Genomic DNA, 20,471 nt, shown 5'->3' with positions numbered 1-20,471 from the left:
AGATTGTAAATTCTTCACGAATGGTAACGACTCTCAATTGTTACTAACAATTGCTTACATTAAGATCCGCGGCCTTACCACCTTGGGGAAGGTCCTTAGCAATGCGCCAGTACGTACCATCTGCAGTGAGTTCACCACGCCTGATCGTGTCTGCCATCGGCGTAGCCCTCAGCGCTTCGTCGGCCTACGCCGCCGACCCGGTCGCCAGCAGTGCTATCACCCTCGACGCCACCAGCGTCAACGGCAAGGCTGAACAGGCCAGCACCGATTACAAGGTCGACCAGGCATCCTCGCAGAAGTACACCGCGCCGCTGGTGGATACCCCCCGCTCGGTAACCGTGATCCCGCAGCAAGTGATCAAGGACACCAACGCCCTGACCCTGCAGGATGCACTGCGCACTGTGCCGGGCATCACCTTTGGTGCCGGCGAAGGCGGCAACCCACAAGGCGACCGCCCGTTCATCCGCGGCTTCGACGCCCAAGGCGACACCTACCTGGACGGCGTGCGTGACACTGGCGCGCAAACCCGTGAAATCTTCGCCATCGAATCGGTGGAAGTGGCCAAGGGCCCGAACTCGGCCATCGGCGGCCGTGGTGCCGCCGGCGGCACCATCAACCTGGTGAGCAAGCGCGCCCACCTGGGCAACTCGCTCGATGGCGCCTGGACCTGGGGCAGCGACCAGACCCAGCGCTATACCTTCGATGGCAACTACCAGTTCAGCGACTCCGTTGCCGGGCGCCTGAACCTGATGACCCACGAAAGCAACGTCGCCGGCCGCGACAAGGTCAACTACGACCGTTGGGGTATCGCCCCATCGCTGGCCTTCGGCCTGGGTACTCCGACCCGCGTGAACCTCGACTACTACCATCTGGAAAGCGACGACCTGCCGGATTCGGGCATCCCGTACACCATCCCGACCGCTGGTAGTACTGCCCGCACCTCGGCACATCCGAGCAAGCCGTACGACGGCGGTGACAGCGACAACTTCTATGGCCTGACCGGTCGTGACTTCCGCAAAAGCCGCGTGGATATTGCCACCTTTGCCATCGAGCACGACTTGACCGACTCGCTGACCATCAAGAACACCCTGCGCCATGGCAACAGCATGCAGGACTACATCCTGACCCAGCCTGACGACAGCAAGGGTAACGTCAACAACGGCAGCGTCTGGCGCCGCGCCAACACCCGTGTGGGCAACACTGCCACCACCACCAACCAGACCGACCTGTTCGGTGAGTTCTACCTGGGTGGCATGAAGAACAGTTTCTCGACCGGTATCGAGCTGAGCCGAGAAGAGAGCAAGCGCTCGAGCTACACCGTCGATACCGACACCGTCCCAGGCGGCACCGCCAACACCAACTGCACCCCAGGCATGATCGGCGCCACCAGCGGTTACAACTGCACCTCACTGAGCAACCCGAACCCGGACGATCCGTGGAACGGCAGCATCGCACGCAACTACGCGGGCACCGATACCAAGAGCAACACCCGCGCAATTTATGTTTTTGACACACTCGAACTGACGCCCGAGTGGCTGTTGAACATGGGCCTGCGCTACGACCACTTCGACACCCAGTACCGCACCTACGACGCCACAGGCGCCACCGTGGTGAACAGCAAGGGCGTTGTCTCCAAAGGCAAGGATACAAGCGAGTTCGTTACCGGCCAGCTGGGCCTTGTATGGAAGCCGGCCGAGAATGGCAGTATCTACGTTTCCTACGCCACCTCCGCAACGCCACCCGGAGCAATGCTGGGCGAAGGTACTGAAGGCAACCCGTTGGGCAACACCACCGACCGCGCCGGCAACTTGCTGAGCAGCGATCTGGAGCCGGAGGAAACCACCAACTACGAAATCGGCACCAAGTGGGACCTGCTCGACCAGCGCCTGTCCCTGGCCGCTGCGCTGTTCCGCACCGAGAAGGAAAACGCCCGCGTCCAGGTTGACACCACTACCTACGAGAACGTCGGCGAAACTCGCGTACAGGGCATCGAACTGTCTGCCAGCGGCAAGATCACCGAAAAATGGCAGGTATTTGCCGGCTACACCTACATGGAAGCTCGCCAGATAGACGGTGGTGCCGTGAACAAGGCCAACGACGGCAACCAGCTGCCAAACACGCCGAACAACAGCGCCAGCCTGTGGACCACCTACTCCATTACGCCGAAGCTGACCGTGGGTGGCGGTGCCTTCTACGTGGATGACGTGTATGGCAGCGTGGCCAATACCACCATGGTCGACAGCTATGTACGCTACGACGCTATGGCCGCCTACAAGCTGACCAAGAACATCGACCTGCAGCTGAACGTGCAGAACCTGACCAACGAGGTGTACTACGACAAGGCCTTCTCTACCCACTTCGCCAACCAGGCGGCGGGGCGGACGGCTCTGTTGACCACCAGCGTCCACTTCTGATGCCGGGATGGGGTTGATCTGTTGAATGGGCTGCGCCTGTGCCGGCCCTTTCGCGGGTGAACCCGCGAAGAGGCCGGTACAGACAACACAAGCCTGACTGACTAGCCCACCCTGCCCCGTTCATTCCCGTGAGCGGGGCTTTTGCGTATCAAGGCATAATGCACGCCGCGTAGTGTGCGGCAGAAACACAAGGTGATCATGTGGTGAAGAAGACGCTGTTCCAATTGCACTGGTTCTTTGGCATCACCGCTGGCCTGGTGCTGGCCTTGATGGGTATCACCGGGGCCTTGTACTCGTTTCAGGAAGAACTGCTGCGCGCGCTGAATGCCGATGTCCTGAAGGTCCAGGTGCGCCCGGAGGGCGTGCTGCCCCCGGCCGAACTGGTCCAGCGGGTCGAGGCCCAGCAGCACGACAAGGTGGCGATGCTGTGGGTCGATGTACGCGAAGGCAACGCCGCACGCGTCTTCTTTACCCCACCGCCAGGCGAGCGCCGTGGCCAGCTGCGCTATGCCGACCCGTATACCGGCGAACTCAAGGGAGAAGTGGCCGGGCAAGGCTTCTTCAACCTCATGCTCAACCTGCACCGCTTCCTGGCCATGGGAGACAGCGGCCGGCAGATCACCGGTGCCTGCACCCTGATGCTGGTGTTCTTCTGCCTCTCCGGCCTGTACCTGCGCTGGCCGCGCAAGGCGCTGGACTGGCGCACCTGGCTGACCTTCGACTGGGCCAAGAAAGGCCGCGCCTTCAACTGGGACCTGCATGCGGTGGCCGGCACCTGGTGCCTGCTGTTCTACCTGCTGTTCGCCCTGACCGGGCTGTTCTGGTCCTACGAGTGGTACCGCGAGGGCCTGAACAAGCTGCTGGCCGACGCGCCGGCCGCCGGCCAGCAGCAAAAGCGCGGCGAAGGTCGTGGCCGCCACGGGCCGCAGAAAATCGACAAGAACGCCCCGCCGCTGGTGGTCGACTACGACGCAATCTGGGCCAACCTCAAGGACGCTGCCGGCCCGGGCCTGGCCATGTACAACCTGCGCCTGCCACCGGTAGGCGGCCAGCCGGCCAACCTGTTCTACCTGCTGGACAACGCCGACCACCCACGTGCCTTCAACACCCTGGTACTGGACCCGGCCAGCGGCCAGGTGAAAAGACATGACCGCTACACCGACAAGTCCTTCAAGGCCCAGCTGCTCCAGAGCGTCTACGCCCTGCACGTGGGCGAATACTTCGGCCTGCCGGGGCGCATCATCGTCACCATCGCCAGCCTGACCATGCCGCTGTTCTTCGTCACCGGCTGGCTGCTGTACCTCGACCGCCGTCGCAAGAAGCGCCAGGTACGTGCCGCCCGTGGCAACGTCACCAGCAACACTGCCAGCGGCGACAGCTGGCTGATCGGCTTTGCCAGCCAGAGCGGGCTTGCCGAACAACTGGCCTGGCAGAGCGCCGGGCAGCTTCAGGCCGCCGGCCTGCCAGTGCAGGTACGCGCCCTGGCAGAACTGGGTGAAAGCGACCTGCGCCAGGCCCGCCGTGCGCTGTTCGTGGTCAGCACCTTCGGCGACGGCGAAGCCCCCGACAGCGCCCGCGCCTTCGAGCGTAAGGTGCTAGGCCAGCCTTGGGCGCTGGACAACCTCAGCTATGCCCTGCTCGCCCTCGGTGACCGCCAGTATCCGCACTTTTGCGGCTTCGCCCGCCGCCTGCAGGCATGGCTGGGCGAACGCGGGGCCAGCAGCGCATTCAGCCCGGTGGAAGTGGACAACGCCGACCAAGCCGCGCTGCAGCAGTGGCAGCAGGAACTGGCGCAACTGACCGGCGCCCAGCCAGTGGCCGCCTGGCAACCGCCGAGTTTCGGCAACTGGTCGCTGGTGCGCCGCGAACTGCTCAACCCGGGCAGCCAGGGCCAGCCGGTGTACCTGCTGGGCCTGCGACCGGAGCAGCCCGCCAGCTGGGAAGCCGGCGACCTGGTGGAGATCCTGCCGCTCAACGGCCAGCCGAGGATCGACGCCTTCCTCGATGGAATGACGCTGGACGGCGGCGCCAAGGTGCAAGTGAATGGCTTGGCCGAAACCCTCGCCCAGGCCCTGGCCGGCCGCCAGTTGCCGACCCGTCGCGATCACCTGGTCGGTTTGCAGCCGCAGGCGCTGGTCGACGCACTGGTGCCGATCGGCAGCCGCGAATACTCGATTGCCTCGATCGCCAGCGATGGCGTGCTGGAGCTGATCGTGCGCCAGGAACGCCATGCCGATGGCAACCTGGGCCTGGGTTCCGGCTGGCTGACCGAGTACCTGCCGCTTGGCGGTACGTTGAGCCTGCGTTTGCGGCGCAATAGCAGCTTCCACCTGCCGGAAACGGCGGCACCGCTGGTGTTGATTGGCAACGGCACCGGCCTGGCCGGCCTGCGCAGCCTGCTACGCGCGCGGGTGAATGCTGGCGAGCAGCGCAACTGGCTGCTGTTCGGCGAGCGTAACCGGGCGCATGACCTGCTGTGCGGCAACGAGCTGCAAGGCTGGCTGGACAACGGCGACCTGGCACGCCTGGACCTCGCATTTTCGCGGGATCAGGCCGAAAAGGTGTATGTGCAGGATGTGTTGCTGCAACAGGCTGAAGAGCTCAAGCGCTGGGTCGCGGATGGTGCCTGTGTGTATGTCTGCGGCAGCCTTCAAGGCATGGCTGCCGGGGTGGATGCGGCGCTCAACGGCATCCTCGGGGAAGCGGTTGTGCAACAGCTGATCGAGGATGGGCGGTATCGGCGGGATGTTTACTGAAAAACTGGCCTGAGCTAGCAACGCAGTACCTGTAGGAGCGGCCTTGTGTCGCGAAAGGGCTGCGTAGCAGCCCCGGCAATTCATGCATCGCTGCCAGGATCCTGGGGCCGCTCTGCGGCCCTTTCGCGACACAAGGCCGCTCCTACAGCGGGCCAATTCAAGCCATACAGTTCCGGCCTAGTGCAGCTCGAAGGTGTCAGCATCCAGGTTGGCCGGGAACTTGGCCCGGTAGGCCGCCAGTTCCGCCGCACTCAACACCGCGGTGAACACCCCGTCGGCCTCCCCGGCACTGAGCAGGCTCTCGCCCTGGAAGTCCAGCACCTGGCTGTCGCCGGAATAGGCAAAGCCCTTGCCGTCGGTGCCCACCCGGTTCACCGCCGCCACATAGCACAGGTTCTCGATACCCCGCGCCGGCAACAGGCGGTTCCAGTGCTGGCGGCGCGCAGCCGGCCAGTTGGCGGTGTATAGCAACAGGTCGGTGTCCTGGGCATCGCGGCTCCACACCGGGAAGCGCAGGTCGTAGCAGATCAGCGGGCGAATACGCCAGCCCTTGAGCTCGAACTGCACCTGGCGCTCGCCCGGGGTGTAGTGCTTGTGCTCACCGGCCATGCGGAACAGGTGGCGCTTGTCGTAATGCAGGATCTCGCCATCAGGCCGAGCCCACAGCAGGCGGTTGCGGTGGCTGCCATCGGCGGCCTGGATGATCACGCTGCCGGTAATCACCGTGTTGTACTTCTTCGCCTGGGCCTTCAGCCATTTGTAGGTCGGGCCGTTTTCCGGCTCGCACAGGCTTTCCGATTGCATGGAAAAACCGGTAGTGAACATTTCCGGCAGGATCACCAAGTCCACTTCGCCCACCTGCTCCAGCAGCACCTCGAAGTGCGCATAGTTGGCCTCGCGGTCGTGCCAGGCCAGGGTGGTCTGCACCAGGGCGACTTTCAGGTTCGGCAGTGTACTCAGATCGCGCATAGTTTTTCCGCTGCCTGACGCAGCGTCTCCTCTCGTTTGGCAAAGCACAGGCGGACCAGGCGTTGCTCGGGGATGGGTTGCTGGTAGAACACCGACACCGGGATGGTCGCCACGCCGTGCTCACGGGTCAGCCACAGCGACATGTCGACATCGTTCAGGTCCGGGCGGATCTGCGAATAGTCCACCAGCTGGAAATAGGTACCCGCCGTGCGGGTGAAGCGGAACCGCGAGCCCTCCAGCAAGCCGCAGAACAGGTCTCGCTTGGCCTGGTAAAAGGCCGGCAGTTCATCGATATGCTCGGGGTGCTCGGCCATGAAATCGGCCAAGGCGCACTGCAGCGGGGTCACACCGCAGAAGTTGACGTACTGGTGCACCTTGCGCAGCTCGGCACTCAGCGCCGGCGGGGCGACCACGTAGCCGGTCTTCCAGCCGGTGACGTGATAAGTCTTGCCGAACGAACTGACCACGAAGGCGCGCTGGTACAGTTGCTCGTGGGCCAACACGCTGGCATGGCCTACACCGTCATAGACCAGGTGCTCGTAGACCTCGTCGCTGACCAGGTAGATATCGCGGTCAGCGATAAGCCGGGCCAGTTGGCCCAGGTCTTCTTGGGTAATCAGCGCACCGCTGGGGTTGTGCGGCGAATTGAGAATGACCATGCGCGTGCGCGGGCTGAGGGCATCGCTGAACTTCTGCCAGTCGATGCGGAAATCGCCATCGCTCAGCTGTACATGCACGCAGCGCCCACCAGCCAGTTCCACGGACGGCTCGTAGCTGTCGTAGCAAGGATCGAAGACGATTACCTCGTCACCGGCATGCACCACAGCCTGGATGGCGCAGAAGATCGCCTCGGTGGCGCCAGGGGTGATGGTCACTTCCTGGTCGGCATCCACCTGCGCGCCATACAGCCGCGCGACCTTGGCCGCCACCTGCTGGCGCAGGGCCGGCAGGCCGGTCATCGGCGAATACTGGTTATGCCCGTCGGCCACATGCCGGCCGACTGCATCGAGCAGCGCCTGCGGGCCATTGAAGTCGGGGAAGCCTTGCGACAGGTTGAGCGCGCCGGTCTGCACGGCGAGCTGGGACATGGTGGTAAAGATGGTCGTGCCGACATTCGGCAGTTTGCTGCGGATCATGGAGCCCTCTTTCCTGGGGTGTATCCGGCACGGGGTGGAGTCCGAGCATAGCGGATCGAGCGGTCAGGAAAAAGGTTGAATTAATAGGGCCATTGCGCTGGATCAAAAAGTGCCTTTTGCGCAGAGCTGCCCTCGGCCGAGCTAATCATGGCCAACGATTAAAAAGCCTATCAACGCCACAATTTTTAGACCTGGGCATTAACACAATACATGACTCCGCATTATCTACCACACCCATCAACTTCTAATACGCTTCAGATCATCCAGAGCCTCACTGTGATTTACTGCCTCCTTAGCTGCAAGAGCTTCACGCTCAAGCGCTGATTCATTTAGAGCCCACCGAGCTTGACTGACAGCAAACGCTGAATCAAGTGCCTCTTGCAACTTTCGATAATACTTATCCGAGCCATCTAAAACTTGTTCGATCGCATTAACTTTATCCGCATACTTCGGGTTACCCACCTTCCCGACCAACCAGTCCCTGGCAGGTGCAGCATGTACATAGGCTCTTTGAATCCCTTGTTTGGCATTCGACATTAAAACCTCTGCATCCTTCAGTCGCGTCTTACTGCTAAGTTTCTGCACGGTCTCAGCATACGCCACCATTTCTGCCATGCTTTTCTTTACAACTGTAAACCTCGCTTTAAACTTAAGTAAATGAGACTCTCTAATGTGACCACTAGGATCTGCGTTGTTGACCGGATCACTCCCGCAGTAGCTATAAGCATTGAGAACATGAAAGGGTGAAATACTATCAGGCGAGATGAACCGCATAGTGCAAGGACTGTATGCACGATAACCACCACCTAACAAATATATCTCTACCCACGGAAGCAAATACTCCCCATTAAAACTCAACCGAGTTGCTTGCAATGAAGTTTCAAACCTTCGACCGTAAGGTGTGTACGTGAACCCCCACAACTTATTTGAGCTTGCAGCCACATTTACGGTCCCGCTAAGCTCACAGGCGAGCAATGATGCTGGAGAAATTCCATCAGAACGCTCACACAAGATCGCGTCTTTCGTCCGCACATAGCGCGACCCACGCTCACCTGCTACAACACTGATCAAAGTATTTTCTTGATAGAAGAATTTCGCTGCGCCCACAGTCATTAGCTCCAGCACCATAAAGAGTGGTTTCCGAAAGAATTTCCCACACTCATCCGAAAAAGACTACTGGCAGAAATGACAGGTTATCGAGGCAACCAACAGTGGGGATGCACACCATGATACATATACGGCGCATGGCAAAGCCGCGCCTAACGCAAGCGATCAGAAAAGGTTAAAACAATAGGGGAGTTGCGCTGAATCAGTAAGCCATGTGGGAGCGGGCTAGCCCCGCGAACACGGACGAAGCCCGTGCGATGCATCGCATTGCCTACTTCGCGGGGCAAGCCCGCTCCCACAAAGGTTAGTCAGCGCTTGTCGCGGCGCTTCTTCTCGGCCTTCTTGTGGTGCGACATCAGGCGGCGCTTCTTGTTGACCTGGCGATCAGTGAGGGTGTTCTTCTTGCCCTCGTACGGGTTCTCACCGCCCTTGTACTCGATGCGGATCGGCGTACCGACCAGCTTCAGCACACGCCGGTAGGTGTTCTCCAGGTAACGCGAGTACGACTTCGGAATCTTGTCGGTCTGGTTGCCGTGGATCACGATCAGCGGCGGGTTGGCACCACCAAGGTGGGCATAGCGCAGCTTGATGCGGCGGCCGTTGACCAGCGGCGGCTGGTGCTCGCTCACGGCATCTTCGAGGATCTGCGTCAGGCGGCTGGTCGGCCAACGGGTTACCGCCGACTTGAACGCGGCCTGCACCGACTTGTACAGGTGGCCCACGCCGGTGCCGTGCAGGGCGGAGATGAAGTGGATGTCGGCGAAATCGACGAAGAACAGCCGGCGCTCCAGCTCGGTCTTCACGTAGTCACGCTCGCCCGGCTCCATGCCGTCCCACTTGTTCAGGGCGATGACGATGGCACGGCCGGCTTCCAGGGCGAAGCCCAGCAGGTTCAGGTCGTGGTCCACCACGCCTTCGCGGGCGTCCATGACGAAGATCACCACGTTGGCGTCCTTGATCGCCTGCAGCGTCTTCACCACCGAGAACTTCTCGACTTCCTCGTGGATCTTGCCGCGCTTGCGCACGCCGGCGGTGTCGATGAAGGTGTACTTCTCGTCATCGCGCTCGAACGGGATGTAGATACTGTCGCGGGTGGTGCCCGGCTGGTCGTACACCACCACGCGCTCTTCGCCGAGCATGCGGTTGACCAGCGTCGACTTGCCGACGTTGGGGCGGCCGATGATGGCGATCTTGATGCCATCCTTTTCGCTCGGGCCCGGGATACGCACCGCTTCCTCGCCTTCGGCGACTTCGGCGTCCAGCGCTTCCTCGACCTGGTCGCGTGGCAGGTGGCCGAGCACGGCCTCCATCAGCGCATTGATGCCGCGGCCTTGGGAGCCGGCCACCGGGATGGCGTTGCCCATGCCCAGCGGCGAGAACTCGGCGCGAGCCACATCGGCGTCGATGTTGTCGATCTTGTTGGCAACCAGGATCGCTTCCTTGTTCCGCTTGCGCAGGTGCTCGGCGATCATCTGATCGGCAGCGGTCATGCCGGCACGGGCATCGACCAGGAACAGCACATAGTCAGCTTCTTCGATGGCCATGAGCGACTGCTCGGCCATTTTCTCGTCCATGCCCACTTCGTCACCGGTGATACCGCCGGTGTCGATCAGGATGAAGGAACGACCCTGCCAGGTGGCATCACCATACTGGCGGTCACGGGTCAGGCCCGACAGGTCACCGACGATGGCATCGCGGGTCTTGGTCAGGCGGTTGAACATGGTGGATTTGCCGACGTTCGGGCGGCCCACCAGGGCGATTACGGGAACCATTCGGCTCTCCACTCTTGAATTCTTGAAAATGCAAAGGCCGCTGCAAGGCAGCGGCCGGAGTTCGGGCGGCGTGTCCTACGCCGCGGCTTGAAGCCCGCCAAGGCTTCAAGCATAGCTTCAGCGGATGGTCAGTGCCTCGAGCTTGCCGCTGTTGCCGAAGACGTAGATGGTGTCGCCGACCACAAGTGGGCGGGCGCGCAGGCCATCACTGTCGATACGCTCACGGCCGACGAAGCGGCCATCGACCTGGCTCAGCAGGTGCAGGTAACCCTCGAAGTCGCCCACCGCCACGTAGCTGGAGAACACTTCAGGCGCGGTCAGCTGGCGGCGAGCCATGGTGTCGTTGGTCCACAGGGCGCTGGACGAGCGCTCGTCGACGCTTTCGACAGTACCGGAAGCTTCGCTGACATAGACGTTACCGTAACCCTGGGCGACACCCACGTAGCTGGAGGCATCACGCTGCCACAGCACGCGGCCGCTTTCCAGGTCCAGGCCCGCGACGCGGCCCTGGTAGGTGCTGACGTACAGGGTACCACCCGACAGCAGCAGGCCGCCGTCGATATCGACCACGCGGTCCAGCTCGGAACGGCCCTGCGGAATCGCCACACGGCTTTCCCACACCGGTACGCCGTTGTTGATGTCCACCGCCACCACCTTGCCGGTGGACAGGCCGGCGACGGCCAGGCGGTTGGTGGCGATCGGCGCGCCGGTGCCACGCAGGGTCAGCACGGCCGGGGTGTTTTCGTAGATCCAGCGACGGTCGCCAGTGGCGGCATCCAGGCCGATCAGGCGATCGTCCTGGGTCTGCACCACCACCACGTCACCGTTGTTCGCAGGCGGGGCCAGCACTTCGCTGGTCACGCGGGAGCGCCAGCGCTCCTCACCGGTGCTGGAGTCCAGGGCGATGACTTCACCCTTGAGGGTACCGATCATGACCAGGCCGTAGCCCACGCCGACAGCGCCGGAAACCGGCAGCTCGAGGTCCTTCTTCCACACCACGTCGCCGGTGATACGGTCGAGGGCAAAGACTTCGCCGTTGACGTCGGAGGCGTAGATACGGTCGTTCTCGATGGCAGGTACGAGGGTGTTGTAGGTCTCGCCCTGGCCGTCACCGATCGAACGGCTCCACTGCTTTTTCAGCACCACTTCCTCGGTGAACTTGGTCAGCTCGGCCGGAGGCAGTTCCTTCTTGCTGTTGCTGCTGCAACCTGCGGCCAGTACGGCCAGGGTCAGCACTGCTGCATGTTTCCAACCGATCACTTACGCGTCCCCTTTGGCCAAGTCATCCAGCTTCAATTGCAGGCCACCGACCGCCGCCTCATCGGACAACGCAGCCTTGGCTTTCTCGTAAGCGCTGTGCGCGTCGTCGGCGCGACCCAGTTGCACCAGCAGGTCACCTTTCAACTCTTCGCGGCTGGCCAGAAAGGCTTTGTCGGCGTCGCCGTCGAGCAACTTGAGGGCATCCTCGGCCTTGTTCTGGGCGGCCAGCACACGAGCCAGGCGCTGACGCGAAATCTCGCCCAGGGTGGCATCGGCCGGCTTGTCCAGCACGCTCTTCAACTCGGCAGCAGCGTCGTCGAGCTTGCCGGTCTCGACCGCGACCTTGGCCACGAACAGGCTGCCGTACTGGGCGTAGGCGGTACCGCCGAACTCGCTCTTGAGCTTGCCGGCCAGTTCCGCGACCTTGGTCGCGTCAGGCTGGCCAGTCGGCGTCAGGCTGGTCTCCAGCAAGGCCTGGTACAGCTGCGAGGCACCTTGCGACTGATTGTTCTGGTACTTGTGCCAGGTATTCCAGCCCAACACCACCACGCCAGCCAGCAGGGCACCGGTCAGCAGCGGCTTGCCGTTGCGGTTCCACCAGTCCTTGACCCCTGCCAGTTCATCATCGGTACTCGACACCCCAATACTCCTTTTCGCCTATTCGCTTGTTGAACCGCGTTACGCCTGCGCGATCGCGGTTTCCAGGTGCTCAGCCAGAGCATCCCAGGCAATGTTCTGTTGTTCGCCCTGACCACGCAGGGGCTTGAAGCCGATCTCTTGCTTGACCAGTTCGTCGTCACCGAGGATCAGGGCGAACAGCGCGCCGCTCTTGTCGGCTTTCTTGAACTGGCTCTTGAAGCTGCCACCGCCGGCGTTGACTGCCAGGCGCAGGCCCGGTAAGCGGTCGCGCAAGTTTTCGGACAGGCGCAGGCCGGCCAGCTCCGCCTGTTCGCCAAAGGCGCACAGGTAGACGTCGATCTGGCGGCTGATGGACTCGGGCACCTTGCCCAGGGTTTCCAGCAGCAGGATCAGGCGCTCGATGCCCATGGCGAAACCGACGCCCGGGGTCGGCTTGCCGCCCATCTGTTCGACCAGGCCGTCATAACGGCCGCCCGCGCAGACAGTGCCCTGGGCGCCGAGCTTGTCGGTGACCCACTCGAACACGGTCTTGCTGTAGTAGTCCAGGCCACGCACCAGCTTGGTGTTGATCACGAACGGGATGCCGGCAGCGTCCAGGCGGGCCTTGAGGCCCTCGAAGTGCACGCGCGACTCTTCGTCCAGGTAGTCTTCCAGCTTCGGCGCGCCGACCAGCACCGCCTGGGTGTTCTGGTCCTTGCTGTCGAGAATGCGCAGCGGGTTGCTCTTCAGGCGGCGCTGGCTGTCTTCGTCCAGTTGCTCCAGGCGCGCCGAGAGGAACTCGACCAGCGCATCACGGTAGCGTGCACGTGCTTCGCTGGTGCCCAGGCTGTTGAGCTCCAGCTTGACCGCGTCCTGGATGCCCAGCAGGCCCCACAGGCGCCAGGTCAGCATGATCAGCTCGGCGTCGATGTCCGGGCCATCCAGGTTGAACACTTCCACGCCAATCTGGTGGAACTGGCGGTAGCGGCCCTTCTGCGGGCGCTCGTGGCGGAACATCTGGCCGATGTACCACAGTTTCTGCACCTGGCCGTTGCCGGTGATGCCATGCTCGAGTACGGCACGCACGCAGGCGGCAGTACCTTCGGGGCGCAGGGTCAGCGAGTCGCCGTTGCGGTCCTCGAAGGTGTACATCTCTTTTTCGACGATGTCGGTCACTTCACCGATGGAGCGCTTGAACAGCTCGGTGAACTCGACGATCGGCGTGCGGATCTGGCTGTACCCGTAGGTATCCAGCAGGCCGGCGACGGTGCCTTCGAAGTAGCGCCACAGTGGCGACTGTTCTGGCAGGATGTCGTTCATGCCACGGATGGCTTGCAGCGATTTGCTCACGAAAAGTCCTTACGAATTCTGTGTGTCAGCCACGGACGATCAGCGCCGCGTCGGCTTCGGCCTTTTCGGCCGCTTTCTGGCGGATGAGCTTTTCCAGTTCATCGACCAGGTTGTCGTTGGTCAGCTTCTGCGCCGGCTTGCCGTCGATGTAGACCAGGTTCGGCGTGCCGCCGGTCAGCCCCACATGGGCCTCCTTGGCTTCGCCCGGGCCGTTGACCACGCAACCGATCACCGCCACGTCCAGCGGCACCAGCAGGTCTTCCAGGCGCCCTTCCAGCTCGTTCATGGTCTTGACCACATCGAAGTTCTGCCGCGAGCAGCTCGGGCAGGCGATGAAGTTGATGCCACGCGAGCGCAGGTGCAGCGACTTGAGAATGTCGTAGCCGACTTTCACTTCTTCGACCGGGTCGGCCGCCAGCGAGATACGGATGGTATCGCCAATGCCTTCGGCCAGCAGCATACCGAGGCCGACAGCGGATTTCACCGTCCCCGAACGCAGGCCACCGGCTTCGGTGATGCCCAGGTGCAGCGGCTGCACGATCTGCTTGGCCAGCAGGCGGTAGGCTTCGACGGCCATGAACACATCGGAGGCCTTGACGCTGACCTTGAAGTCCTGGAAGTCCAGGCGGTCGAGGTGCTCGACATGGCGCAGGGCCGACTCGACCAGCGCCGCCGGGGTCGGTTCGCCGTACTTCTTCTGCAGGTCCTTTTCCAGGGAGCCGGCGTTGACGCCGATACGGATCGGGATGCCCCGATCGCGGGCGGCATCGACTACCGCGCGTACACGGTCTTCACGGCCGATGTTGCCCGGGTTGATACGCAGGCAGTCGACGCCCAGTTCGGCCACGCGCAGGGCGATCTTGTAGTCGAAGTGGATGTCGGCAACCAGCGGCACGCTGACCTGCTGCTTGATGCGGCCGAACGCCTCTGCAGCGTCCATGTCCGGCACCGAGACGCGCACGATGTCCACGCCGGCATCGACCAGGCGCTGGATTTGCGCCACGGTGGCGGCCACATCGTTGGTGTCGGTGTTGGTCATGCTCTGCACCGCGATGGGGGCATCACCACCCACCGGTACATTGCCGACCCAGATTTTGCGGGATTCGCGACGTTTGATCGGAGATTCGCCGTGCATGATTACTGTCCCAACTTCAGGCGAGCGGTCTCGCCACTGGTGAACGGGGCAACATCGACGGCCTGGCCGTTGTAGCTGACCAGGGCGCCACGGGCAAAGCCCAGGCGTACCGAGAACGGCGGCTTGCCGGTCAGCTCGAGGTTGTCCCCCTTGCGCTTGATGGCGCTGAACAGCACCTTGCCGTTGCCGTCGGTGACCTGGGTCCAGCAATCGGCGACGAACTGGATGGCGACCTTGGCACTGCCAGCCGGCACTGCGGCGGCGGCAGGCTCGGCAGCGGCCACGGCCGCTACAGGTGTAGCAGGTGCAACAGCCGCCGGGGCCGGGGCAACCGGTGCTACCGGCGCAGGCGCGGCAGCAGGTGCGCTGGCGATCGCTGGCACAGGCGCCTGCTGGGCCGGTGTCGGTACTACGGCAGCGGTATCGGCAGGTGCCGGGCTTGCCGGTGCCGGTACGGCGGCAGGCTGATCGGCTGCGCCCTGCTCAAGCGGCAGCGGCGCACTCTCAGGCTGCTGGCCAGCGGAAACAGCCTGGTCTTCAGGCTCATCGAGCGGGTGAATCTGGGTGGTGCCGTCGGCGCTTTCGACTTCGACGTGCTCCAGGGCAATCTTGGCCAGCTCCTTGCCACGCAGGCTGCCCTGGTCCTGCCACCAGACGAAGCCGCCGCCGACCACTGCCACCAGCAGCAGCAGGCTGACGCCACGCAGAATGTTGTGCGACAGGCGCACGGGCTCTTCGATACGGCCCAGCGAGTGCACGTCGCTGCCTTTGGCGTGGGTGCCGGTGTAACGGTCGAAGGCGTCCACCAGGGCAGCCTGGTCCAGGTCCATCAGCTTGGCATAGGCGCGGATATAACCACGGGCGAAGGTATGCCCCGGCAGCTTGTCGAAGGCGCCGGTTTCCACGTGGTTCAACGAACTGACAGTGAGGTTGAGCTTGCGGGCCACCTCGGCTTGTGACCAGTCCCGGTTCTCACGGGCCTGACGCAAAAGCTCACCGGGGTTCTGGCCAGGCGCTACTGCTACTTCGGGATGCGCGGCTTTCATCGTTGCTCCGACAGGTATTGCTGATATTCCGGCGTACCGGGATAAAGTCGTTGTAATTGCTGGCCCAGCTCGGCCAGTGTGCCTTGCTCGTCGAATACCCTGGCAAGGCGGCTGCCCAGCAGCAGGCTACGGGCATCGTGGTCGCTCAACTGGCTGAAACGATCGTAGTAGTCCCGGGCCGGCACATAATGCCTGTTTTCGTAGGACAACTCAGCCATTTCCAGCAAGGCTTTCGGCTGCCGCTGGTTGAGTTGCAGAGCTTTCTGCAGATACGCATGGGCCTGGTCGCGGCGCTCGAGCTTCAGGGCGGTCAGGCCCAGGTTCTCGTAAACGCGTGAGCGCTCAGGATACAGGGTATCGGCGCTGGCAAGGCGAAACATCTGCTCGGCCTCGGCAAATCGGCCTTGAGCATAAAGGAAACTGCCGTAATTGTTGCGAATTCGCGTGTCGCCGGTACGTGCCTTCAGCGCCTTGCGGAAGTGCGTTTCGGCCAGCGCAGGCTCGCCTTCGGCCTGAAAGACCAGCGCCAGGGCGGCGTGCGCATCGGCATCACCACCATCCAGGGCCAGGGCCTTGCCCAGCGGCGCCTTGGCCTGCTCGGTCAAACCCTGTTGCAAATAACCCAGCCCAAGCTGCACATAGGCCCGCCCCGCCTCTGCCCTGCCCTGGCGGCTGGCCAGGGGGTCGCCCGCGCCACCCGACACGCAGCCGGCCAGCAGCGAAAGCGCAAGGATCGACAGCGCGGCGCGCAGGCTCATGGGCAAGGTCCCGGTCAGTGGCTGACGGGGCTGTCTTGCAGCTCGGCGTCCGCGGACAGCTGGCGCACAGCGATGTAGCGCTCGCTGCGGCGGGTGCGGTCGTTGACCTGGCCGACCAGCTGACCACAGGCAGCGTCGATGTCATCACCACGGGTGGTGCGGGTGGTGACGTTGAAGCCACCATGGTGCAACAGATCCTGGAAGCGGCGAATGGCGTTGTTGCTCGGCCGCTCGTAGCCCGAGTGCGGGAACGGGTTGAACGGGATCAGGTTGATCTTGCAGGGTACGTCGCGCAGCAGCTCGATCATTTGCGCAGCATGCTCAGGCTGGTCGTTGACGTCCTTGAGCAGGGTGTACTCGATGGTCAGCACGCGCTTGCCACCCAGGGTGGACATGTAGCCCATGCACGATTCCAGCAGCATCTTCAGCGGGTACTTCTTGTTGATCGGTACCAGCTTGTTGCGCAGTTCGTCGTTCGGTGCGTGCAGCGACAGGGCCAGCGACACGTCGATGTGCTTGGCCAGCTCGTCGATCATCGGCACCACGCCCGAGGTGGACAGGGTGACGCGACGCTTGGAAATGCCATAGCCCAGATCTTCCATCATGATCTTCATGGCGGCGATGACATTGTCGAAATTCAGCAGGGGTTCGCCCATGCCCATCATGACCACGTTGGTAATGGCGCGGTCGATCTTGGCCGGAACGGTCCCGAAGGATTTGTTGGCAAGCCACACCTGGCCGATCACTTCGGCGGCGGTGAGGTTGCTGTTGAAGCCTTGCTTGCCGGTGGAGCAGAAGCTGCAGTCCAGGGCACAGCCGGCTTGCGACGACACGCACAGGGTGCCGCGATCGTCGGTGGGGATGTAGACGGTCTCGACGCAGCTGCCGGAGGCAACGCGGACCACCCACTTGCGGGTACCGTCGGCGGAAATGTCTTCACTGACCACTTCCGGGCCCCGAATCTCGGCAACGGCCTCGAGCTTTTCGCGCAAGGCCTTGCCGACATTGGTCATGGCGGCGAAATCGTCGACGCCATAGTGGTGAATCCATTTCATGACCTGACCGGCACGAAAACGCTTCTCTCCGATCGACTCGAAGAATTTTTCCATTTCCTGCAGGGTCAGGCCCAACAGGTTGATCTTGCCAGTCATGTCACTCATGGAATCACCCAAGACCTGCTTCGCTTAGCGAATGCGGTCGCACAGCTCGGTAGCGGAGAAGAAGTAAGCGATTTCGCGGGCAGCCGAAGCTTCCGAGTCGGAACCGTGAACAGCGTTTTCGTCGATGGAAACGGCGAAGTCAGCACGGATGGTGCCGGCAGCAGCTTCTTTCGGGTTGGTGGCGCCCATCAGCTCGCGGTTGGCCAGAACGGCGTTTTCGCCTTCCAGAACCTGAACGATGACCGGGCCGGAAGTCATGAAGGCAACCAGGTCACCGAAGAAGCCGCGCTCTTTGTGTTCGGCGTAGAAGCCTTCGGCTTCGGCTTTGGACAGTTGCTTCATTTTCGAAGCGACGACGCGCAGGCCGGCTTTCTCGAAACGAGTGGTGATCTCGCCGATGACGTTCTTGGCAACGGCGTCAGGCTTGATGATGGAGAAAGTACGTTGAACAGCCATGGAAAACTCCAGAAAAATGAGTGTTGCGAAAAATTAAACCCGCGAATTATACGCGGGTTCCAGGGGATTGCCTAACCTGCAGGACGCGTTCAGTCGGCTTCTTCGATCCAGGCCGCCTGGATGGCCTCGAGCACTTTCTCACCGCCGCGTGACGGATCGTCGCTGAATTCTGGCAAGGCCAGCACCCAGCGGTGCAGATCGACGAAATTCACATAACGAGGATCGACTTCCGGCTTGCTTTCTGCAAGCTGGATGGCGATCTCAAGTACATCAATCCATTTCAGGCTCATGGGGTAAACCTCAGTGCGGCGCTTCGGCGGCGTGGTTGAGCGAATACTTGGGGATCTCGATGACCAGGTCCTGGTCAGCGACAACCACCTGGCAGCCGAGGCGCGATTGAGCCTCCAGGCCCCAGGCCTTGTCCAGCATGTCCTCTTCCAGTTCGTCGGCTTCTTCGAGCGAGTCGAAGCCCTTGCGCACGATGCAGTGGCAAGTGGTGCAGGCCTTGACGCCGCCGCAGGCGCTTTCCATCTCGATGTGATGGTCGTGGGCCAGCTCCAGGATGTTGGTCCCGGTCTCGACTTCCACGGTCAGCCCTTCGGGGCAGAACTTCTCGTGCGGCAGGAATGTCACCAGCGGCATCGGTTACTCCTCGATCTCATTCAGGTTGCGCCCGGCCAGTGCGGCTTTGACCGTCGAATCAAGGCGACGGGCGGCAAATGCGTCGGTCACCTGCGACAGACGTTTGGTCTGTTGCTCGATGGCTGCGCCATCGGTGCCGGCCAGCAAATCACGTAGTTCTTGCATCTGGAATTCGATGGCGTCGCGCTCGTCACTGCTGAGCAGGCGTTCGCCGTCGGCGTCCAGGGCGCCCTGTACCGCTTCGAGCAGGCGCTCGCCGTCCACCTGGTGCTCGCGCAGCTGGCGGGCCTGCTTGTCGGAACCTGCGTGTTCGAAGGAATCCTTGAGCATGCGGGCGATTTCGCCGTCGGTCAGGCCGTAGGACGGCTTGACCTGAATGCTGGCTTCCACGCCCGAGCCCAGCTCGCGGGCGGCGACGCTGAGCAGGCCGTCGGCGTCGACCTGGAAGGTGACGCGGATCTTTGCCGCACCGGCGGCCATGGCCGGGATGCCACGCAACTCGAAGCGCGCCAGCGAGCGGCAATCGCTGATCAGCTCGCGCTCGCCCTGCAGCACGTGGATCATCATGGCCGACTGGCCATCTTTATAGGTGGTGAACTCCTGGGCACGCGCCACCGGGATGGTGGTGTTGCGCGGGATCACCTTCTCCATCAGCCCGCCCATAGTCTCAAGGCCAAGCGACAGCGGGATGACATCCAACAGCAGCAGTTCGCCACCTTCGCGGCGGTTGCCGGCCAAGGTATCGGCCTGGATGGCGGCACCGATGGCCACCACCTGGTCGGGGTCGATCGAGGTCAGCGGGGTGCGGCCGAACAGTGCTCCGACGGCTTCACGCACACGCGGTACGCGGGTCGAACCACCGACCATGACCACGGCGCTGACTTCTTCCAGCTCGATACCGCTGTCACGCACGGCGCGGCGGCAGGCCTTGAGGCTGCGGGCGACCATGGGCTCGATCATGGCTTCGAAACCGGCGCGGCTCAACTCGCCCTGCCAGGTGCCATGGCTGACGCTGACCACGTCGGCGTCGGTCAGGGCTTCCTTGGCGGCGCAGGCGGTCTGCAACAGTGCGCGCTGGGTGGCCGGGTCCAGGTCGGATGACAGCCCGGCCTGCTCGATGATCCAGCCAGCGATGGCGTGGTCGAAGTCGTCACCGCCCAAGGCGGTATCGCCACCGGTGGCCAGCACTTCGAATACGCCGGCAGTCAGGCGCAGGATGGAAATGTCGAAGGTACCGCCGCCCAGGTCATAGATGGCCACCACGCCTTCGGCGTTCTGGTCCAGGCCATAGGCCACGGCAGCGGCGGTCGGCTCGTTGAGCAGGCGCAGCACGTTCAGGCCGGCCAGGCGCGCAGCGTCCTTGGTGGCCTGGCGCTGGGCATCGTCGAAATAGGCCGGCACGGTGATAACCGCGCCCACCAGCTCACCACCGAGGGTGGCTTCGGCACGCTCGCGCAGCACCTTGAGGATATCGGCGGACACTTCCACCGGGCTTTTCGGCCCCTGCACGGTGTCGATGAACGGCATGTGCGACTCACCGCCAACGAAGCGGTACGGCAGCTGCTCGCCCAGTTGCTTGACGTCGGCCAGGCCGCGCCCCATCAAGCGCTTGACCGACAGCACGGTGTTCAGCGGGTCGCTGGAAGCGGCATCGCGTGCAGCCTGCCCCACTTCGTTGCGCCCTTCGAGGTAGCGCACCGCGGACGGCAGAATGACATTGCCCTGCGCGTCGGGCAGGGGCTCGCTACGGCCGCTGCGCAGTGCGGCGACCAGGGAGTTGGTGGTACCCAGGTCGATCCCCACCGCCAGGCGGCGCTGATGCGGCTGAGGGCTTTGACCGGGTTCGGCAATCTGCAGTAGGGCCATGCTTATCTGAATACCTTAGGTGCTAT

Annotated in this window: 17 protein-coding genes; 2 read left to right on the top strand and 15 right to left on the bottom strand. The window is 62.8% G+C overall.

The features are described from left to right. Positions 1 to 101 precede the first annotated feature (101 nt). Both GYA95_RS00850 and GYA95_RS00845 read left to right on the top strand, forming a co-directional pair. The gene (locus GYA95_RS00850) at positions 102 to 2,414 is read left to right on the top strand and encodes a TonB-dependent receptor (RefSeq protein ID WP_015269024.1); all 2,313 of its coding nucleotides are present in this window, start codon (positions 102 to 104) and stop codon (positions 2,412 to 2,414) included. 200 nt (positions 2,415 to 2,614) lie between these two features. Then, complete coding sequence (locus GYA95_RS00845; protein ID WP_043935355.1) at positions 2,615 to 5,170, top strand: PepSY domain-containing protein; 2,556 nt, start codon at positions 2,615 to 2,617, stop codon at positions 5,168 to 5,170. A gap of 177 nt (positions 5,171 to 5,347) precedes the next feature. On the opposite strand, the gene GYA95_RS00840 is transcribed toward GYA95_RS00845, so the two are convergent. The 15 genes from GYA95_RS00840 to hscA form a co-directional block, all read right to left on the bottom strand. Beyond that, positions 5,348 to 6,139 (bottom strand): amidohydrolase, encoded by a 792-nt coding sequence (locus GYA95_RS00840; RefSeq protein ID WP_015269022.1) that lies wholly within the window; start codon positions 6,137 to 6,139, stop codon positions 5,348 to 5,350. Then, positions 6,127 to 7,275 carry a pyridoxal phosphate-dependent aminotransferase gene (locus tag GYA95_RS00835; protein ID WP_015269021.1) on the bottom strand — a complete coding sequence of 383 codons (1,149 nt, stop codon included), beginning with the start codon at positions 7,273 to 7,275 and terminating at the stop codon, positions 6,127 to 6,129. Before GYA95_RS00835 ends, GYA95_RS00840 begins: the two co-directional genes overlap by 13 nt. A gap of 237 nt (positions 7,276 to 7,512) precedes the next feature. Beyond that, a complete protein-coding gene (locus GYA95_RS00830) occupies positions 7,513 to 8,388 on the bottom strand; it encodes an RHS repeat-associated core domain-containing protein (protein ID WP_226989596.1) in 876 nt (291 codons plus the stop codon). A 302-nt stretch (positions 8,389 to 8,690) separates the two neighbouring features. After that, on the bottom strand, positions 8,691 to 10,154 hold the full coding sequence (der, locus tag GYA95_RS00825) for a ribosome biogenesis GTPase Der (RefSeq protein WP_013971029.1): 1,464 nt from the start codon (positions 10,152 to 10,154) through the stop codon (positions 8,691 to 8,693). A 117-nt stretch (positions 10,155 to 10,271) separates the two neighbouring features. Next, positions 10,272 to 11,414, bottom strand: coding sequence for an outer membrane protein assembly factor BamB (gene bamB, locus GYA95_RS00820; RefSeq protein WP_013971028.1), 1,143 nt, complete (start codon positions 11,412 to 11,414; stop codon positions 10,272 to 10,274). After that, the gene (locus GYA95_RS00815; RefSeq protein ID WP_015269019.1) at positions 11,415 to 12,053 is read right to left on the bottom strand and encodes a tetratricopeptide repeat protein; all 639 of its coding nucleotides are present in this window, start codon (positions 12,051 to 12,053) and stop codon (positions 11,415 to 11,417) included. Positions 12,054 to 12,092: 39 nt separating this feature from the next. Beyond that, positions 12,093 to 13,382, bottom strand: a complete 1,290-nt coding sequence (hisS, locus tag GYA95_RS00810; RefSeq protein ID WP_015269018.1) for a histidine--tRNA ligase — start codon at positions 13,380 to 13,382, stop codon at positions 12,093 to 12,095. Between the two features lie 25 nt (positions 13,383 to 13,407). After that, complete coding sequence (ispG, locus tag GYA95_RS00805) at positions 13,408 to 14,517, bottom strand: flavodoxin-dependent (E)-4-hydroxy-3-methylbut-2-enyl-diphosphate synthase (protein ID WP_015269017.1); 1,110 nt, start codon at positions 14,515 to 14,517, stop codon at positions 13,408 to 13,410. Between the two features lie 2 nt (positions 14,518 to 14,519). Continuing rightward, entirely contained in the window at positions 14,520 to 15,563 is a 1,044-nt protein-coding gene (locus tag GYA95_RS00800; protein ID WP_015269016.1) for a RodZ domain-containing protein, read from the bottom strand. Beyond that, the gene (pilW, locus tag GYA95_RS00795) at positions 15,560 to 16,321 is read right to left on the bottom strand and encodes a type IV pilus biogenesis/stability protein PilW (protein WP_015269015.1); all 762 of its coding nucleotides are present in this window, start codon (positions 16,319 to 16,321) and stop codon (positions 15,560 to 15,562) included. The genes GYA95_RS00800 and pilW overlap by 4 nt, the downstream gene beginning before the upstream one ends. 14 nt (positions 16,322 to 16,335) lie before the next feature. Then, the gene (gene rlmN, locus GYA95_RS00790) at positions 16,336 to 17,481 is read right to left on the bottom strand and encodes a 23S rRNA (adenine(2503)-C(2))-methyltransferase RlmN (RefSeq protein ID WP_038408723.1); all 1,146 of its coding nucleotides are present in this window, start codon (positions 17,479 to 17,481) and stop codon (positions 16,336 to 16,338) included. Between the two features lie 24 nt (positions 17,482 to 17,505). Beyond that, on the bottom strand, positions 17,506 to 17,937 hold the full coding sequence (gene ndk / locus GYA95_RS00785; RefSeq protein WP_013971021.1) for a nucleoside-diphosphate kinase: 432 nt from the start codon (positions 17,935 to 17,937) through the stop codon (positions 17,506 to 17,508). 89 nt (positions 17,938 to 18,026) lie between these two features. Continuing rightward, a complete protein-coding gene (iscX, locus tag GYA95_RS00780; protein WP_003257859.1) occupies positions 18,027 to 18,227 on the bottom strand; it encodes a Fe-S cluster assembly protein IscX in 201 nt (66 codons plus the stop codon). 10 nt (positions 18,228 to 18,237) lie between these two features. Then, positions 18,238 to 18,579, bottom strand: a complete 342-nt coding sequence (gene fdx, locus GYA95_RS00775; RefSeq protein WP_013971020.1) for an ISC system 2Fe-2S type ferredoxin — start codon at positions 18,577 to 18,579, stop codon at positions 18,238 to 18,240. Between the two features lie 3 nt (positions 18,580 to 18,582). After that, entirely contained in the window at positions 18,583 to 20,445 is a 1,863-nt protein-coding gene (hscA, locus tag GYA95_RS00770; protein WP_161551227.1) for a Fe-S protein assembly chaperone HscA, read from the bottom strand. Between the last annotated feature and the right edge of the window lie 26 nt (positions 20,446 to 20,471).

The sequence above is a fragment of the Pseudomonas asiatica genome, from assembly GCF_009932335.1.
Lineage (GTDB): Bacteria > Pseudomonadota > Gammaproteobacteria > Pseudomonadales > Pseudomonadaceae > Aquipseudomonas > Aquipseudomonas asiatica.
The sequence above is the reverse complement of the archived record's forward strand: the minus strand, read 5'-3'. Positions and strand labels throughout refer to the sequence as shown.

Excerpts from the sequence above, each read along its gene's own strand:
- rlmN (WP_038408723.1), bottom strand. The coding sequence starts at position 17,481 with ATGAGTGACATGACTGGCAAGATCAACCTGTTGGGCCTGACCCTGCAG.
- der (WP_013971029.1), bottom strand. The coding sequence starts at position 10,154 with ATGGTTCCCGTAATCGCCCTGGTGGGCCGCCCGAACGTCGGCAAATCC.
- ispG (WP_015269017.1), bottom strand. The coding sequence starts at position 14,517 with ATGCACGGCGAATCTCCGATCAAACGTCGCGAATCCCGCAAAATCTGG.
- GYA95_RS00830 (WP_226989596.1), bottom strand. The coding sequence starts at position 8,388 with ATGACTGTGGGCGCAGCGAAATTCTTCTATCAAGAAAATACTTTGATC.
- fdx (WP_013971020.1), bottom strand. The coding sequence starts at position 18,579 with ATGCCGCTGGTGACATTCCTGCCGCACGAGAAGTTCTGCCCCGAAGGG.
- pilW (WP_015269015.1), bottom strand. The coding sequence starts at position 16,321 with ATGAGCCTGCGCGCCGCGCTGTCGATCCTTGCGCTTTCGCTGCTGGCC.
- iscX (WP_003257859.1), bottom strand. The coding sequence starts at position 18,227 with ATGAGCCTGAAATGGATTGATGTACTTGAGATCGCCATCCAGCTTGCA.
- hscA (WP_161551227.1), bottom strand. The coding sequence starts at position 20,445 with ATGGCCCTACTGCAGATTGCCGAACCCGGTCAAAGCCCTCAGCCGCAT.
- ndk (WP_013971021.1), bottom strand. The coding sequence starts at position 17,937 with ATGGCTGTTCAACGTACTTTCTCCATCATCAAGCCTGACGCCGTTGCC.
- GYA95_RS00850 (WP_015269024.1), top strand. The coding sequence starts at position 102 with ATGCGCCAGTACGTACCATCTGCAGTGAGTTCACCACGCCTGATCGTG.
- GYA95_RS00840 (WP_015269022.1), bottom strand. The coding sequence starts at position 6,139 with ATGCGCGATCTGAGTACACTGCCGAACCTGAAAGTCGCCCTGGTGCAG.
- GYA95_RS00835 (WP_015269021.1), bottom strand. The coding sequence starts at position 7,275 with ATGATCCGCAGCAAACTGCCGAATGTCGGCACGACCATCTTTACCACC.
- GYA95_RS00800 (WP_015269016.1), bottom strand. The coding sequence starts at position 15,563 with ATGAAAGCCGCGCATCCCGAAGTAGCAGTAGCGCCTGGCCAGAACCCC.